A 15750-nucleotide genomic window follows, 5' to 3' on the forward strand; every position below is an offset into this window, starting at 1 on the left:
GGGCTCGGATCGCTCCGAGCCCTCTTTTTACCAGGGTTCCCTACTCTTGGATTTCGTACAGAAAGCGGAAAGACTCTCAATCCCGCTTGCCCCATCTCCCATTGCCAAAACATCACCATATCTGGTAATATTTTGGCATGACGCATTACGAGACCATATACGAGACGGCAGCCGACAACTACGGCATCGTAACCGCTGCGCAGGCAAGGGGCATGGGCATCTCCTACAAGGAAATGAACGCACTCGCTTCGCGCGGCATGATCGAGCGCCGCGGACACGGCGTTTACAAGCTCACGCACTGGGTGCCCACCCCCAACGACCACTACGCCGAGGCGGTGGCGCTCGTGGGCCCGGGCGCGTACCTGTGGGGCGACGCCGTGCTCGCTATGCACGGGCTCGCATTCGTGAACCCACGTTCGCTCACGATCGCGAGCCCCAGGCGCGTGCGCCGGGAGCTGCCGCCTTGGGTAAGGGTCGTTCCCGGCGTGGACGGCGAGGCGGTTTCTTACGAGGGCATCCCCAGCCAAAGCATCCCCGACGCCATCAGGGCATGCAGGGGTAGGGTGATGCCCGACCGTCTCGAACAGGCCGTCTGCGACGCGAGGCGGGAAGGCCTCATCACTCAGGAAGAAGCGGGCGAATTGCTGAATGAGGCGGGAGATGGCTGGAAGCAAGAGGCCGAACAGCAGGCGCAACCTTGACATAGCCATCAACAGGCTCGCATCCGCCGGCGGGGACCCGCTGCGACTCCGAACCGCACTTGCGAACACCGTCGTAGGCCAGATGTTGCCCGAGGGGACGGTGAAAGGAGGGAGCACCCTTAAGATTGGCTGGGAGGGCTTCACCGGCGCGCTCGTCCGCAGGGAGCCGGCCAAGCCGAAGGGAATCCCCGGCGAGTACGTAATGCAGCCCTACGAGGTCAAGCTTTCCTACAACGAGAAGCCGTGGTGCACCGTTCCGCTCGAGATCGGCCACGATAAGATCGGGGGTGCCGGGAAGGTGGAATGGGCGAATGACCTGATACGTCTCATTAATGAATCCGAAGGCTAATCGCCGGGGAGCACCAGCGCCGAAAGCGGTAAGTGCTTTCATGCGGATTCGCTGCCGATCCATGTATCGCCTTCCCCTGCTTTACCAGATGGGCTTCTTGCCCGGCACGATGCTGGCAGATTTCGACTTGGCAGGGATCTTCATGGTCATGTACATGTTGTAGGCCTGCACAGCGGATCACACGATGCCCATGATGTAGAACCACGGCCGGTCGAAGGGCTGCCTCGGAAAGCAGCGGAACCCCGCTTCGTCGGAGCGCCCGATTTTACACGGCGGCGGCACTGCGGCGACAACGGCCCGCAGGCGCCAGACTGATTTATCCCCGCGCGAGCTTGAAGTCGCCCGCATGGTGGCGACGGGCCTGACGAACGCCGAAATTGCCGCATCGCTGCACCTTTCGCAGAACACCGTGAAGAATCACATCGCCCGCATCTTCGACAAGATGAGCGTGAACAACCGCGCGGAGCTCACCCGCAAGACCATCGACCTAAGGCACCGATGGACCGTACGGCAGCGCTATGAAGCCAATCTCGTCGTTCCCGGGTTGGTAGCGATAAACGATAACGAACGACGACACGGGGAACTTCCGCAAGCCACCGCCAAATTGACGAACGAGTGACTCTCTCACCTGTTCAGACCCGATTTCGGGAAATTCCTCGATGGTGGCGAGCACTCCGTCGAGCTCAGAAAGAACCTTCTCTGAGTAGATTGCGCTCACGTCGTTGATGAACCGTTCGGAGTAGCGGACCCTAGGCATTGGCTCTGCGCTCTTTCGCCTGGGCAAACATCTCTTCCCGTGAAGTAGCATAGCGGCCGGATTTCAGGTCTGACACGCCCTGAGCGACAGCAGCGGTTACGTACGCCTCGTACGCCGCATCCGCGCGCTCCCGTTTAATCAACTCGTCAAGCTCCCGCTCGCTAGTAAAGATATAGGCGCCTCTTCCGTTTTCGGTGATATGCACGATGCCCCGGTCGGCCTCCGCCTTGACCGACTTCAAGTCCTTGGACAAAGCCGTAAGTGGATAAATCGCTTCCATGCTCTCCCCTTTTACACAACTATCAGATTATTTTCGGATTATACACCGATTTGCTGGCCAACGTCTTAAAGCCGCACGGCACCATCCGGCGAAAACACCCCACGCGGCTCTAGCGCCGGCAAACTCCCTCAGGCGGCTGCTACAAGGCCTCCGCAAGGCAAGGCATCGGGGATTTGCGCCATGGGAATGCCGAATACCCCATGAGCACATAATCCCAACCTTCGGGCATGGAAAGACATCCTGATAACCGCCAATGGCGGTATAATGATGGCGGCAATGAAAGGACGTCCCATGGCATACGAGCCGCCGTTCCGGCGCAACGACGCGATCGACTCGCTCTGCATGGAGATCGCAGAGCTCGTAGGCATGCTCTCCCCGCAGGCGCCGCTGGCGAAAAGCCCCACCCTGCATCGGAAGCTCAGGATAAAATCGATCCACTCCTCCCTCGTGATCGAAGGCAACAAGCTCGACGAGAGAACCGTCACCGCCATCCTCGACGGCAAGCGCGTCCTGGGCGACAGCCGCGACATCCTGGAGGTCGAGAACGCCGCGCGCGCCTACGGCCTCATCCCCGAGCTGGACCCCTGCTCCATAGACGACCTGCTGAGAGCCCATCGCACGATGATGGAGGGCCTGGTCCCCGAAGCAGGCCGCTTCCGCAGCGGAAACGTCGGCGTGTTCGACGGGGACGTCCTCATACACGCTGGCACTCCCGCAGCGTACGTCCCCGAGGTAATGGCGGACATCTTCGGCTGGCTCAAAGGCACGAGCACGCATCCTCTTCTCGCATCGTGCATCTTCCATTTCGAGTTCGAGTTCTGCCATCCCTTCTCCGACGGCAACGGGAGGACGGGAAGGCTGTGGCACACGCTGCTCCTGTCGAAATGGAGACCCGTGCTCGCTTGGCTGCCCATCGAGAGCACCATCAGGCAACGACAGGCGGGCTACTACGGGGCGCTCGCGGATTCGGACGCGACGGGTTCGAGTGAGCTGTTCGTCCAGTTCATGCTGGAGGCGATACGCGACTCGATCCTGCCGTTCTCAAGACCCGCAAGCGAGAAGGAGCTGAGCCGCTCCAAGGCGCTCGAATTCTTCAGGGAGCACGGCGATGGCAACATCTCCCAGCTCGCGGAAAGCCTCGGATGCTCGAAGCGAAGCGCCGAGCGCATTGTCGCAGAGCTGAAGGAGGAGGGCGCGCGCTCGAGGCAAGGAAGCGCCAGGTCCGGCATCTGGATCGTCGCGGATTAGGCTAGGGATCGCACCATGACAGCTAACGTCAGCAAGTGGGATGCGAGCGAGTACCTCGAAACCGAGGAGGATATCGCGGAATACCTGAACGCCATCATCGAGGAGAACGGCCCCGCCCTTCTGCAGGAAGCATTGGGGGACGTCGCCAAAACGCGCGGCATGAGCGGCATCGCCCGCGATGCCGACGTCGGCCTCCTCTACGAGACATACGCTTCCAACCCGAAGGAACAGGCCAGGCCGCTCGAATGGGGCGACAGCCTGGTTTGGATGGAAATCCACCAGAAGACGAGGTACCCATACGCCATCGATTAGGCTCCGGACACGCCTTTTTCCTGTAACCCACAGTTTTATGGTAGATAATCAAATCGGGCGTGAGACGAGGGGCGCCTTTCTTGGCAAGAGTGCTGCGTACCGATGCGGATGCTGTGCGCTGCCACGCCTTACGAGTACGGGGGTAGCAGCATGTTAAGCAAGCCAAACATCAGCGCAAAAGACATTTTCATGTTCCTGGATATCTCGTCGACATCGATTCGCATGTACGAAAAATACCTCGAAAAACCCCCTTACGAGGTGCTCGATTCGGGATATCGCCAATACGACGCATCGAGCCTCTTTCACCTTTTCGAGCTGCGCTCCTTCTCGAAAAGCGGGATGAGCGTCCAGAACTCCACCAAGGACATCACCGCTGCATCGCTGGAGGATAAGTACGCAAGCCTCAACAAATGCAGGACCGCCGTTTGCGATGAGATCCAACGCAACCAAGCCGTACTCGACGGACTCAACGACAAGCGGGCCCTCCTCTCCAAGATCAGCACCCTCTACAACAGCTTCGACTACGAGGTAATACCTGGCTTCTGGTTCTTGGAGTGCGAGGAAAACGGCCAAATTCTGAAGGACCCCGACGACCGCAAGGTCATCCAGAACTGGGCGAGTCAAATCCCGCTCGTCTACCTTATCAACCATCTGAGGATGGAAGATGTTAGGGAGAACAAATGGAGCTACCGACTCGGTCTTGGCATTTCCGATAAGGCTTCTTCGTACGTCAATCTTGCCAATAAGCACATCAGACACGTCCCAGCCCAGCTTTGCCTTGCGATGATCGTCAAAGATGTGCATTCCAAATCCTTGCGTGCTTTCGGGTATGACATACTCGACGCCCACGTGAGAACCGGCCTGGATTACCTTGCGCAGGAGAATCTGACCCTTAAGGGCGACGTGTTCAGTCGCCTCGTCGCCATCAACCTAGACGAACAGGGCGACAAGCGCACCGGCGAGTCCGAAACCGGCGACTTCTATTTCATCACCTATCCCATCTAGGATAGAGGCGGCCACAGAGAGCGGGACCTCAGCGCCCCTTCATCTTGGCGTTGGTGATTCGCGAATAGACGCGGTCCAAACGGTCGAGGAAGTAATCCACGTCTTCGATGGTGTTGTAGGGCGCAAGGCTTACACGACACGTTGCGCTTGCTCCGAGGAAGGCGAGGAGCGGTTGGGCGCAATGCGTTCCCGCACGCAGCGTCACTCCTTCCATGTCGAGATAGCCGGCAACCGTCAGCGGGCTTTGCCCGGCTATGTTGAACGAGATGATGCCTCCCTTGTCAGGGACTGCATCCCTCGCGCCGTAGATGACCATCTTGGGCATGTCCCGCATCCCGTCGAGCAGACGCTTGGTGAGCTCTCGCTCATGCGCAACGATGCGGTCCTGGCCCAAGCACTCCAGATAATCGAGCGCGGCGGCGAATGCATAGGCCCCCGCAGGATCCTGGGTGCCGCCCTCGAAGCGCATCGGTGGCTTCTCGAAGAGCGCCCTGCGCTCGGTCACGCCGATGACCGTCTCGCCCCCGCGCAGGAACGGCGGCATCTGGTCGAGCAGGTCATAACGCCCCCAAAGCACGCCGATTCCGTTAGGGCCGAACGCCTTGTGCGCCGAGAAAGCTGCGAAGTCGGCACCGCACTCGGAAACGTCGATGCCCCGATGCAAAAGCCCCTGGGCGCAATCGACAACGAGGTATGCCCCGACCTCGTGCGCACGGTCGGCGAGCTTTCGGATTGGAAGCTCCATGCCCAAAACGTTGCCTACCTGAGCGCATGCAACGAGCTTGGTTCGCGAATCTATCTTGGATTCGATCTCCGAGTCCGGTAGACGCCCGTCGTCGTCGCATAAAATGTAAACGAGGTGGGCGCCTGTCTGTTTGCACAGGTGTTGCCAGGGGAGCAGGTTGCTGTGATGCTCCGATATGGGAATCGCCACTGTATCGCCAGGTTCAACTACGGAAGGGGCGAACGCCAACGCAACCATGTTGAGCGCCTCGGTGGCATTACGGCAAAATACGACCTCGTCTTTGCGGGCATGGATATGATCTGCCATCACCTGACGCGAAAACTCGAAAGCATCGGTCGCTGCCTTCGAGAGCACGTATGTTCCCCGGTGGGGGTTGGCGTTGTGCTCCGTATACCATTCCGTCATGGCCTCGATGACGCATCTCGGCTTCTGAGTGGTTGCGGCGTTGTCGAGATAGACGAATGAGCGGCCCTCCGCCCGCAGATGTGTTATCAGGGGGAAATCTGCCGTAATGTCAAACACGGAATCACTCCTATTTCGTATACCATGCCTCAAATGGGCGCAGAGAGCGCAGGCGACTCCCCAATCCGCCTGCGCTCTCGAGCTTCAGCGCCCGTCGTCCTCTTCCAGGACTTCGTAGTACTGGTTCATCCTGGAGTTGAGGATGACGCGGATGATGTCCATCTTCTCCGACATGGAAACCTCTTGCTTGAAAACCTTATCGAGCAGCTTGGAAAGCTCCTCATCGCCAACGACCTCGCACAGCCATTTCGTCACCTCGCCGCCGTTGAGCGACCTCACGCCCCCGGTCGGGTCTTTGGGGTTGCGCAGCGACACGCGCGTGGCGAACTCGTTCATGCTGTAGCACTGATCGACGACAACCCCGCGATGGTAGCCTTGCGAGAGCACCTCGAAACGCTCGTCCCAGGTCAAATCGCGCGTGAAGCGTGACGCCTCTTCTTTCGTGGGGTATTCCATGCGATAGTTCATCGCTACTCAGCCCCTAGTCTTCCAGCAGTCTCCAGCGCATCAGCAACGTTGCCCAGGTCCATCTCCTCGAGCGTAGAGCGCATCGGCCATCCGGTCGCAGGGTCCCAGCCCTCGCGCACATAGAAGCGCGTCTTGAAATCCTCGAACTTCTCACGGTCGAGCGTGCGGCCCTTGCCGGAATGGTATCCCCACTTGCCGTCGATGAACATCGGGTAGAGCGCGTCTTCGGGGTTCGGGCGGTCGTAGACGTAGTCCGAGAAGACCTCTTGGTCGCGATGGCGCCCCTGGAGGGTCCAGATGGCCTTGTCCAACGTGAAGATCTTGTGCCCGAGCTCCAGAGCGCTCTCGCGCGTGATGTCCTTGCCGGTGACTGCCTTGTAGAACTTGCACATGTAGCTGTCCATGTCCCAACGGTAGTCGCCGTAAGGGTCATTGTAATTCGCGTGGATGCCGCACCAGCTCCAGTCGCAGAAGGTGAGCGACTGAGTCCAGACACGCGTCCAATGGCGGCTCCAGACCACCATGTCGAGCCGTGCATCGCTGTAGGTGCTGTTCTCGCTATAGTCGAAGCTCATGGGGTCGAGGCCGGTCGAATACGACAGAGTTTCCGCCAACTCCTTCGCCGTTTGCAGCGGGGGCTTCTCAAGAAGCGTCATCGTGGACTTCGGCATCCAATAGACCTGGAAGTTGAAGTAGTGCTCGTTGATGTCACGTTCTCCGAAGACGCTTCCGTAGCCCCATTCGGATTCGACCTGCGGTGCGTAATGCTCGTAGTAGCCCCATTGCGGATGCACGAGCAGGCCGGTCCGCTGGTCCTCGTCCCACGTGCCCCAGGCCTTTGCCGCACGGGCGACGCCGTCTGCCAGCGCCCCAATGTCGCCATCGCGGTTGACCATCTTGGTCAACACCTGCTTGGCGAACTCGTGGGTCCCATAGGTGCTCCAGTCCAGGTCGCCCGAGTCAATCTGCTTGCCTGGGCCGGCGATTCCGCGCTTGTACAGCGAGTAGAGATACGACGTAGTGTCGATCTCGAAGCCGTTAATCCCCCAGCGGTTGAGGAGATGTGCGTTGTGCCGGCCGGTCTCCTCAGGCTCGATCGAACCCTTGCCCCAGTTGAAGATGATGCAGAACGACTCGTTGCCGATGCCGTCGGGATACATGGCACGGCAGGCACCGTTGCATCCCTCACAGGCTTCGGGCCGCATGGGGATGTAGCTGAAGTTCGACAGTCCCAGACCACGGGTCGGCAGGTTGAAGATGTGCGTCATGAAGTGACCGTCGTAGGGGATGTTGTCGGGATGGTCGACCTTGTAGACCGACTTCTCATAGACCTCCCTGCGCAGGTTCATCAATGCATTGGGATCGGCGACCGTGAAACTCTGCGCCCCGGTGAAGCTGACCGCCTTGAGGTTCTTGGAGCCCCACACGGCGGCAAAGCCTGTCTGCGCCGCGATATGGCTCGCGTCGTGCACGATGCCGCCGACCCGCCCAAGCCGCGGCTCCTGCGAGATCGGCGCAATCGCCATGACTGCTGGACGTTGCATGGTCGAACCGCCGAAATCGGTTTTCTCGATGTCATACCACTCGCCGACGTCTACACCGGCCACACGCTTCTGTATCTCGATCTGGGTATCCCAGGCGTCGAGCTCCATGAGGTCGGTTGCATCCTCTATGGTCACCTTGCCGTCTATGACGTTGATCCAAACCGGCGTCTCAGATCGGCCCGTGACCATGAACGCGTCGAACCCGGCACGCTTCATGCCCGGACCGATCCTGCCGCCCATGCTCGAACGTGTGTACCACTCGGGTTCGGCGAAGCTCCCGATGCCGGTAATCTCGACGCGTGCCGCCGCAGTAGGGACGATGGTCCCGGAGAAGGGGTTGGCGGCGATGACGATGAGGTTCTTCGGGTCGAAGGGCTCGATCGTCTTGTCCTCGCAATAATCCCAGAACAGAGCGCTGGCCATGCCATGGCCGCCAATCCACTGCTCGTAGGGCTCGGTGTCGACGAACTTCACTTCCCGGGTCGTCAGGTTGACGTAGGCTATCTTGCCCATGTATCCAGATGACATAGTCTATTCTCCTTCCTCGATCTCGGGGTCGTCCCAGAAGCTGCGCGTCACTCCGGACCCGGTCGGAATGAGCCCCGCTTCGGCAATAGCCTCCTTAGGAGGCTGTAGGCCATCGTCGCTGATGGGGAGGTTCGCACGTGCATAATGCAAGCTTTTGCGCAAGTTGACGTTGTAGCCCGCATCGCTTTGCTCGGGAACATCGCGGGTGAATACGATCGCCTTCAGCGAGCAGACATCGACACAAGCGTGATTGTCCGTTATGCCGCCCTCCTTCTCCCAGTACGGAGTGCCGAGGCACAGGTCGCACTTCACCGCCTTCCTGTACTCGAAGTCATACATAATCCGCGGCGGGTCGAAGGAGCATGCTTTGATGCACATCTTGCAGCCGATGCACGCATCCTCATCGATGACGCGCACACCGGTTGCCTCCTCGATGTGCAGGGCGCCGACCGGGCAGGCATCGACGCACGGCGCATCCACGCACTGTCGACAGACGTACTGCTCGATGTCGTCGACAGGATATTTCCCGAACACGTTCTTCTTGATCTGAATGCGGGCTTTTGACAGGTTGATAATGCCGTTATGCACCATCGAGCAGGCAATCATACAGCTCATGCAGCCCGAGCACTTCTTCGTGTCGATGAGCAGATAACCTTGTGAAAGCTGCTTTCCGACTCCCGCTTGCTCCATTCCCGGTTGCCCAGTTGCGGATCTCTCTTCAACTGCTGTCGGCATACTCTCTCCTCCTCTTTAGCATTCGTCTTTCGCGGCCTAAAAGGACGTAAATGGGGTCGGCCGCACCCGGCGCCCGCAATGCGCCTGGTTCGCAAGACTTTCTCCGCGAGCCTGCAAACGCCTTCATACTAGATGCGGAACTAGGTTTCTAGTCAATGCTTGGATTTGCCCGATGTTTGTTCGTTATCTTGCTTTGAGGCTAATAAGGAACTGCAATTATATTGATTTGCTTATGCATCTGGCCTTTATTTTTTAGGGCTTGATTCCGAACCCCGTTTCGACGCTAACATTTTTTATCGGCGGATGCGAAACGACGTTCGCCTCATGGGGCGCGGCGGGTATCCTCTCCGGATAAAAGGACGTTTACTGTGCCCCTGCGGGATGCGCCGCAAAGGCATCCCCCTCCTGCCTTCGAGTTGAAAGGAGACTGGATCATGCAAGAAAACGAACCCAAGGAGATTGCGGTAAAGGGGCTCGTCCCCACTGCCAATATCGGCGCAGGCATGTCTATCGGGTATGCCTGTCTATGCTTCGCCTTCTGGGCGAACGCGATGGGGTTCACGGTGCCGGGCGGCTTCGGCATTGCAATCGGCGTCGTGCTCATCGGCTTTTTCGTCATCTACTGGGTCGGCGGCATGTACTTCCTAAAGCAAGGAAACACGATCTCCGGCGCCATTTTCGTCACATTTGCGTGCGTCTTCGGGCTGTTCAGCGGTGGCATGAACCTGACAGGCGCTATCTGCACGACCTTGGGAGTGCCCTTCGACTACACGATATTGAACATCTCGTTCGTCTTAGCTGGCCTGTTCCTTCTTTTCATCCTGCCTTCAATGACCGGGTTCAGCAAGGTAGACTTCTGTTGCTTCCTGTTTTCGGGAATCGGCGTGGCCGGATTTGGCGTCGCAGGGCTTGGCATCGCACCCGATATCGCCAACGCAATCGCCGGGTGGTCTATCCTCATCGGCGGCATCTGCTCGTATTACGGTGGTGTCGCCGCAGTGCTGGCTGCAAGTGGGAAGACGCTTCCCAAGGGGGCGCCGTTCTTCTAAGGAAACGTAGTTGAATTCCGCTTTGGCGAGTGCGCGCAGAGCAGGTTCGCCAAGGCGGAAGGCGCCTGCAACGCTAGGTGCACCCTGCCGAACTTTAACACCCGCGGCGGTACGCGGGTGCATATGTCCAAAGGTTGTCAGACAAGATTCTTATCGGGCCTATGTGGAGATATGGTCGTAGACTAGTCTGAGATAGCGGTCGACGTAGCTGCGTATGTCCACGTCGATATCGTGGTTCAACGCGCTTGAAACCATTCCGGTAATGCTGAACGTGGTCATCTGGATAAAGAATTCGACGTCGTTCTCCGCGATGCCCTCGAATTTCGGGTCGAGTTCGGTGCACCGTTCAATCACCTCGTACACGAGGCGATTCAGATTGCGATCCAGCATGCTGCGGTCGAGATGCTGGTAGTTCTCCAGCATGCTCAAACCCGAATGGTCTTCGGTCATCTCTATGATGCTGCCCCCCACGATCTGCCACGCTTCACGGGGGGACTGGGCCTTCTCGAACGCTTCGTCGATATGCTGGCGGTACATCCAGTCGACCAGGTCGTAGATATCTTTGAAATGGTAGTAGAACGTCATGCGGGAGACGCCGGCACGATCCACCACGTCCTTCACCGTGATGGTCTGCGTCCCGCCTTCTAGGAGGATCTGCCGATACGACTCCGCGAGGCTCAGCTTGGTATCGTCGCTCAAGGTACCTCCTCAAGTTAGATGCCAGTAATTACGCGGCATATCCTACCTTCCAGATTGGCAATTTCGAAAACCGTCACCAAAAAGAAACGGAAACCCATGCGTGCTTTCAACATGCTGAACGGCAGACTGCAACCGACACGCCTTCGTTCTTGGAAAACGGAGGGGGCACGGTCCGCATGAACCGTGCCCCTGCTGAAGCGGGTATGTTGTTCGGCGCGCGCCTGCTGCCGCCTACTCGCCGGTGTGGCGGCGGCGGGGCTTGCGGTGGCTGTCGCCGTTGCCGTGCCCCCCGCGATCGCCGGGATGGCGGCGGGGCTTGTCGTTGCGCTCGCGGCGCGGGCGATCCTCAAAGCTTCCCTCGGGCGCGTCGGGCTTGTCGACGCGGTCGAGGCTGATCTTGCCGTTGTCGCCGACCTCGATGACCTCGACCTTCACCTCGTCGCCGAGGGAGAGCACGTCCTCGACCTTGCCCACGCGGCCGTTGGCCATGCGGGAGATGTGCAACAGCCCGTCCTTGGTGGGGGTCAGGCTCACGAACGCCCCGAAGTCCTTGATGCCCACGACCCTTCCGTCGAAGACCTCGCCCACCTCGGGCTCCTTGACGATGTCGAGGATGGCCTTCTTGGCCGCCTCGCCCGCCGGGCCCTCGACGGCGGCGATATGCACGGTGCCGTCCTCCTCGACCTCGATGGTCGCGCCGGTCTCGTCCTGCAAGCCGCGGATGACCTTGCCGCCCGTGCCGATGACGTCGCGGATCTTATCCACGGGGATCTTGATGGTCTCGATGCGGGGAGCGAAATCGGACAGGCTCTCGCGCGGGGCCGGGATCTCCTTCAGCATGGCATCCAGGATGAACGCGCGTCCCTCCTTTGCCTGCTGCAGAGCGGCACCGAGGATTTCGGTGGACAGGCCCTTGGCCTTGTTGTCCATCTGCAGCGCGGTGATGCCGGCGGCGGTGCCCGTCACCTTGAAGTCCATGTCGCCGAGGAAGTCCTCCAGGCCCTGGATGTCGGACAGTATGACCACGCCGTCGTCTTCCTTGATCAAGCCCATCGCGATGCCGGACACCGGCGCGCTGATGGGCACGCCCGCGTCCATCAGCGCAAGGCAGGAGCCGCACGTGGACGCCATCGAGGACGATCCGTTCGATTCCAGGATCTCGCTTACCACGCGGATGGCGTACGGGAAGACATCCTCGTCGGGGAGGACGGGAAGCAGCGCGCGCTCGGCGAGGGCGCCATGGCCGACCTCGCGGCGCTTCGGCGCGCCCAGGCGGCCCGTCTCGCCCGTGCAGAACGGTGGGAAGTTGTATTGATGCATGTAGCGCTTGCCCTCGGCGGGATCGATGGTGTCCAAGCGCTGGCCTTCGCGCAGGGTTCCCAGCGTGCAGACCGAAAGCGCCTGGGTCTGGCCGCGCTGGAAGAGGCCGCTGCCGTGGACGCGGGGAAGGTACCCGGGCTTGATGTAGAGCGGGCGGATCTCCTTGGCGGTGCGGCCGTCGGCGCGCTCGCCCGTCTCGATGATCATGCGGCGCATGGCCTTCTTCTCAAGCGCTTTGAGGGCGGCGGCGATGTCGCTGGCCCATGCGGCCTGCTCATCTTCCGAGAAGTCGGCCTGCCTGACGGAAGCCTTCAGCGCCTCGACCTTGCCGATGCGGCTCTGCTTGTCAGCGTCGTGCAGCGCGGCGGACATCTCGTCGAAGTGGGCGTTCACGCGCTCGGCGATGCTGGGATCCGCCTCGTGCAGCTTGTACTCCAGGGGCGTGATGTCGCACTTGTCCAAAAACGCCTGCTGATGCGCGCAGAACTCGGCGATGGCCTTCTGGCCGAAGTCCATGGCGGCGAGCATGTCGATCTCGCTGATCTGGTCCGCGCCGGCCTCCACCATGCTGATGTAGCCGGCGGTGCCCGCGATCGTCAGGTTGAGGTCGCTGCCCTCCTGCTCTTCGAAGGTCGGGTTCACGATGAAGTCGCCCGTCTCGGGGTTGCGGCCGATACGCACGCACGCGGCCGGCCCGTCGAACGGGGCGCCGCCGACCAGCAGCGCGGCGCTCGCGCCGTTCACGCAGATGCAATCGGGCGGATTCTGGCCGTCAACGACGAACGTGGTGGCCACGATCTGCACCTCGTTTTTGAACCCGTCGGGGAAGCCCGGGCGGATGGGGCGGTCGACCATGCGGGCGGTCAGCGTGCCCTTCTCGCTCGCGCGGCCCTCGCGCTTCAGATACCCGCCGGGGATGCGGCCCACGGCGTACATCTTTTCCTGAAAGTCCACCGTGAGGGGGAAGAAATCGTAGTCGCGCTCTTCCTTGCTGACAACCGCGGTGACCAGGATAGTGGTGTCACCCTGCGTGACCAGCACGGCGCCGGTCGCCTGCTTGGCAAGTTCACCGGTCTCGAAGCGGTACTTCTTGCCGTAGAGCTCGAATTCTTCGACGATTTTGTTCATATGCCTTCTTGTTCTTTCTCTTTCCTCCGCGCCCTATTGCGCGAAAGCTTCTTCGAAGGGGTTCCTTCACGAGCAGGCGGGGCACCTTTCCCCTCCCGACCGTTTTCCAGGCGCCGCCTCCTGCGAGCACCCGGATATGCAAAGCCCGCCTGGCGGCGGGCCAAATGCATTTACACGTTGTCGCGGATGCCGAGTTTCTTGATAAGGGCACGGTATTCCGTGATGTCGCGGTTCTTGATGTACTTCAGCAGGCCGCGGCGCTTACCGATGAGCATCATCAGGCCGCGACGGCTGTGGTTGTCCTTCTTGTGGGACTTCAGATGCTCGGTGAGGTTGCTGATGCGCTCGGTGAGGATGGCAACCTGCACCTCGGCGGAGCCGGAATCGTTCTCGTTCTTGCCGTATTCCTTCATGAGCTCGGCAACGCGCTCTTTGGAAATGCTCAGCTTGTCAGCCATGAGATTCCACCTTTCTAACCGCCCCGCAGGGCTTACCGATCCGCTCCCCTCCGGGCGGGCATGCAGGTGGTGCGTGCGGGCTAAGAGGAAAGTACGCCGCGTTTTCGCAGCTCGCCCATTATAGGGAAGCCGCCGCGGGCAGCGGGCCGCCATCCGCAAACCTGCACGGGACGCACATAGGCCGCGGAGCGGGCCCAGGAGCCAAGCAGCCGGGAGAACCACTGCACGACGCCGGTTCGGCAATTCGGCAATTCGACTCGCGAACAGGCCGGCAGCCCGCATATTTGGAGCATGAACGCCCGCGACGCCATGGGGATCGGCTGCGATGCCGGCTCGGTCTCCGCCGGCATCGCCGGGACGCCTAGACAATATGCCCCGCACCAACGATAGCGGGGCCTTGCAGAAAAAAAGAAGACCCCACCGTCTGTTGACGCGGGCTCCGGCTGATACGCTGACAGCTGACAGGCGAGTCGGCTACGGCCGTACCGCAAAGAGATCCGAGGAAGGGGCCTTCCATGCCGAAGTATACCATCAACGCGGAATACGCCACGCTGGTCGCGATCGACCAGCACGCACGGTCGAGCACGTTGAGCGCGCTCGACCTGACGACGGGGGAGCGCAGGAGGACGAGGCTGACGGGCTGCCCGTCGGCCGAGCAGGTCGCGGCCTGGGCGCGGGGATGGGCGACGGCGCCGTGCCGCTTCGCGTACGAGTCCGGGCCGTGCGGGTTCGGGCTCCTGCGCGGCCTGCGGGCGCTCGGGCACGGGTGCGACGTGATTGCCGTGGCGAGCATCCCGCGCGACGGGAAGGACAAGCTGCTCAAGGACGACCGCAGGGATGCCGACCGGCTGCTCTCGGAGATGGCGAACCCGGCGAGCAAGATAAGGTCGGTCTGGGTGCCGGACGCGGCCACCGAGGGGCTGAGGGACCTGACCGGGGCGTACCTGGACGCCTCCTCCGCCTCCAGGCGGTCGAAGCTGCAGGCCGGCGGCTTCCTGCTGCGCCATGGGCACGTCTGGGACGAGAGGACCAAGGCGGGCGGCCTCAAGAAGACCTGGACGCCCGGCTACATGAAGTGGCTCTCCGGAATCTCCTTCGCCGACCCGCGCGCCCAGGAGGCCTTCAAGCGCTACGTCAAGACCGCCACCGAGGACATCGAGCGGGCGCGCTCGCTCGCGCGGAGGTGCAGGGAGGCCGCCGAGGCGCCGGCGTACAAGCCCTATGCCGACGCGCTGTGCAGACTCAAGGGCGTCGACGCCATCGGCGCGCTCGTCTTCATCGCCGCGATGGGCGACTTCTCCCGCTTCAGGAACGGCAGGTCCGTCTCCGCCTACTTCGGCCTGGTGCCGACGAAGCACGACAGCGGCCCCAAGGTCGGCAACAACGGGCGGATCACCAAGGCGGGCGACACGTCGTGCCGCAGGGCCGCGATCGAGGCCCTCGCCGGAATCGGCCGCTACAACGCCGGGCCGAAGTCGGCGCCGAGGAGGGGCCACGAGGTCTCCGCGGCGGTCGAGGCGGAGGCGCTGAGGTGCAACGTCCGGATCGCCGAGCGCTACAAGCACCTGGTGGCCAGGGGCAAGCCGGCCAACGCGGCGAAGACCGCGGCGGCATCCGAGCTCGTGCGCGACATGTGGGCGATGGGCATGATCGTGCGCGCGGAGCTCGCCGCCGGGGAATAGCGGCGAGCGGGCAAACCATCGCCGCCGTCCGCTCCTTCAGGGAGCGTCGGGGAGCTCGCGACTTCCCTATGCACGCCGGGACGGGATTCCGGTGCGTGCGAACCTAGACTGACACGCGACAATCCCCATGCCGAGCCTTTCGAAGTGCGGGCCGGGAGACCGGTGTCCGCGAATATGAGAATGCCGCAACGCAGGCGTCTTCAGCGGAGACTTCTCCGAA

At 61.1% G+C, this 15750-nt stretch carries 16 protein-coding genes and 1 pseudogene; 8 read left to right on the plus strand and 9 right to left on the minus strand.

Annotated elements, in window-relative coordinates; translation table 11 throughout:
- The first annotated feature begins 137 nt into the window (after positions 1 to 137).
- The 3 genes from NOV21_RS06765 (at position 138) to NOV21_RS06775 (ending at position 1669) form a co-directional block, all read left to right on the plus strand.
- A complete protein-coding gene (locus NOV21_RS06765; RefSeq protein ID WP_283170442.1) occupies positions 138 to 701 on the plus strand; it encodes a type IV toxin-antitoxin system AbiEi family antitoxin domain-containing protein in 564 nt (187 codons plus the stop codon).
- On the plus strand, positions 661 to 1050 hold the full coding sequence (locus NOV21_RS06770; RefSeq protein ID WP_283170441.1) for a hypothetical protein: 390 nt from the start codon (positions 661 to 663) through the stop codon (positions 1048 to 1050). The genes NOV21_RS06765 and NOV21_RS06770 overlap by 41 nt, the downstream gene beginning before the upstream one ends.
- Before the next feature lie 262 nt (positions 1051 to 1312).
- A complete protein-coding gene (locus NOV21_RS06775) occupies positions 1313 to 1669 on the plus strand; it encodes a response regulator transcription factor (protein ID WP_283170501.1) in 357 nt (118 codons plus the stop codon).
- On the opposite strand, the pseudogene NOV21_RS11375 reads toward NOV21_RS06775, so the two are convergent.
- Together NOV21_RS11375 and NOV21_RS06780 are read right to left on the minus strand one after the other, a co-directional pair.
- Positions 1625 to 1858 (minus strand): annotated as a pseudogene (locus NOV21_RS11375) (hypothetical protein); the annotation flags it as partial. The gene NOV21_RS06775 and the pseudogene NOV21_RS11375 sit on opposite strands and share 45 nt — an antisense overlap.
- On the minus strand, positions 1800 to 2087 hold the full coding sequence (locus NOV21_RS06780) for a sodium:proline symporter (protein WP_283170440.1): 288 nt from the start codon (positions 2085 to 2087) through the stop codon (positions 1800 to 1802). The gene NOV21_RS06780 and the pseudogene NOV21_RS11375, both read right to left, overlap by 59 nt.
- 291 nt (positions 2088 to 2378) lie before the next feature.
- Here NOV21_RS06780 and NOV21_RS06785 point away from each other — a divergent pair, with 291 nt between their 5' ends.
- The 3 genes from NOV21_RS06785 to NOV21_RS06795 all read left to right on the plus strand — a co-directional run bounded on the left by NOV21_RS06785 (position 2379) and on the right by NOV21_RS06795 (position 4652).
- On the plus strand, positions 2379 to 3335 hold the full coding sequence (locus tag NOV21_RS06785) for a Fic family protein (protein ID WP_283170439.1): 957 nt from the start codon (positions 2379 to 2381) through the stop codon (positions 3333 to 3335).
- Positions 3336 to 3350: 15 nt separating this feature from the next.
- Positions 3351 to 3647 (plus strand): addiction module antidote protein, encoded by a 297-nt coding sequence (locus tag NOV21_RS06790; RefSeq protein WP_283170438.1) that lies wholly within the window; start codon positions 3351 to 3353, stop codon positions 3645 to 3647.
- A gap of 150 nt (positions 3648 to 3797) precedes the next feature.
- Positions 3798 to 4652: a MerR family transcriptional regulator gene (locus NOV21_RS06795; RefSeq protein WP_283170437.1), complete on the plus strand. Its 855-nt coding sequence runs from the start codon at positions 3798 to 3800 to the stop codon at positions 4650 to 4652.
- Between the two features lie 28 nt (positions 4653 to 4680).
- Here the strand turns inward: NOV21_RS06795 and NOV21_RS06800 are convergent, their stop codons facing one another.
- The 4 genes from NOV21_RS06800 to NOV21_RS06815 form a co-directional block, all read right to left on the minus strand.
- Entirely contained in the window at positions 4681 to 5919 is a 1239-nt protein-coding gene (locus tag NOV21_RS06800) for an aminotransferase class V-fold PLP-dependent enzyme (protein WP_283170436.1), read from the minus strand.
- Between the two features lie 84 nt (positions 5920 to 6003).
- Positions 6004 to 6375 carry a hypothetical protein gene (locus NOV21_RS06805; RefSeq protein ID WP_283170435.1) on the minus strand — a complete coding sequence of 124 codons (372 nt, stop codon included), beginning with the start codon at positions 6373 to 6375 and terminating at the stop codon, positions 6004 to 6006.
- 14 nt (positions 6376 to 6389) lie between these two features.
- Positions 6390 to 8459 (minus strand): aldehyde ferredoxin oxidoreductase N-terminal domain-containing protein, encoded by a 2070-nt coding sequence (locus NOV21_RS06810; protein WP_283170434.1) that lies wholly within the window; start codon positions 8457 to 8459, stop codon positions 6390 to 6392.
- Between the two features lie 3 nt (positions 8460 to 8462).
- Entirely contained in the window at positions 8463 to 9194 is a 732-nt protein-coding gene (locus tag NOV21_RS06815; protein WP_283170433.1) for a 4Fe-4S dicluster domain-containing protein, read from the minus strand.
- A gap of 434 nt (positions 9195 to 9628) precedes the next feature.
- On the opposite strand from NOV21_RS06815, the gene NOV21_RS06820 reads away from it, so the two are divergent.
- Entirely contained in the window at positions 9629 to 10243 is a 615-nt protein-coding gene (locus NOV21_RS06820; RefSeq protein ID WP_283170432.1) for a hypothetical protein, read from the plus strand.
- Between the two features lie 159 nt (positions 10244 to 10402).
- Here NOV21_RS06820 and NOV21_RS06825 read toward each other — a convergent pair whose 3' ends face one another.
- From NOV21_RS06825 to rpsO, 3 genes are all read right to left on the minus strand, one after another.
- Entirely contained in the window at positions 10403 to 10942 is a 540-nt protein-coding gene (locus NOV21_RS06825) for a TetR/AcrR family transcriptional regulator (protein WP_283170431.1), read from the minus strand.
- 231 nt (positions 10943 to 11173) lie between these two features.
- Complete coding sequence (gene pnp, locus NOV21_RS06830; RefSeq protein WP_283170430.1) at positions 11174 to 13390, minus strand: polyribonucleotide nucleotidyltransferase; 2217 nt, start codon at positions 13388 to 13390, stop codon at positions 11174 to 11176.
- Between the two features lie 170 nt (positions 13391 to 13560).
- A complete protein-coding gene (rpsO, locus tag NOV21_RS06835) occupies positions 13561 to 13848 on the minus strand; it encodes a 30S ribosomal protein S15 (protein ID WP_283170429.1) in 288 nt (95 codons plus the stop codon).
- Between the two features lie 515 nt (positions 13849 to 14363).
- Between rpsO and NOV21_RS06840 the strand changes: the two genes are divergently transcribed.
- Complete coding sequence (locus tag NOV21_RS06840; protein ID WP_283170428.1) at positions 14364 to 15530, plus strand: IS110 family RNA-guided transposase; 1167 nt, start codon at positions 14364 to 14366, stop codon at positions 15528 to 15530.
- Positions 15531 to 15750 lie beyond the last annotated feature (220 nt).

The organism is Curtanaerobium respiraculi (assembly GCF_024609215.1).
GTDB lineage: Bacteria > Actinomycetota > Coriobacteriia > Coriobacteriales > Eggerthellaceae > Curtanaerobium > Curtanaerobium respiraculi.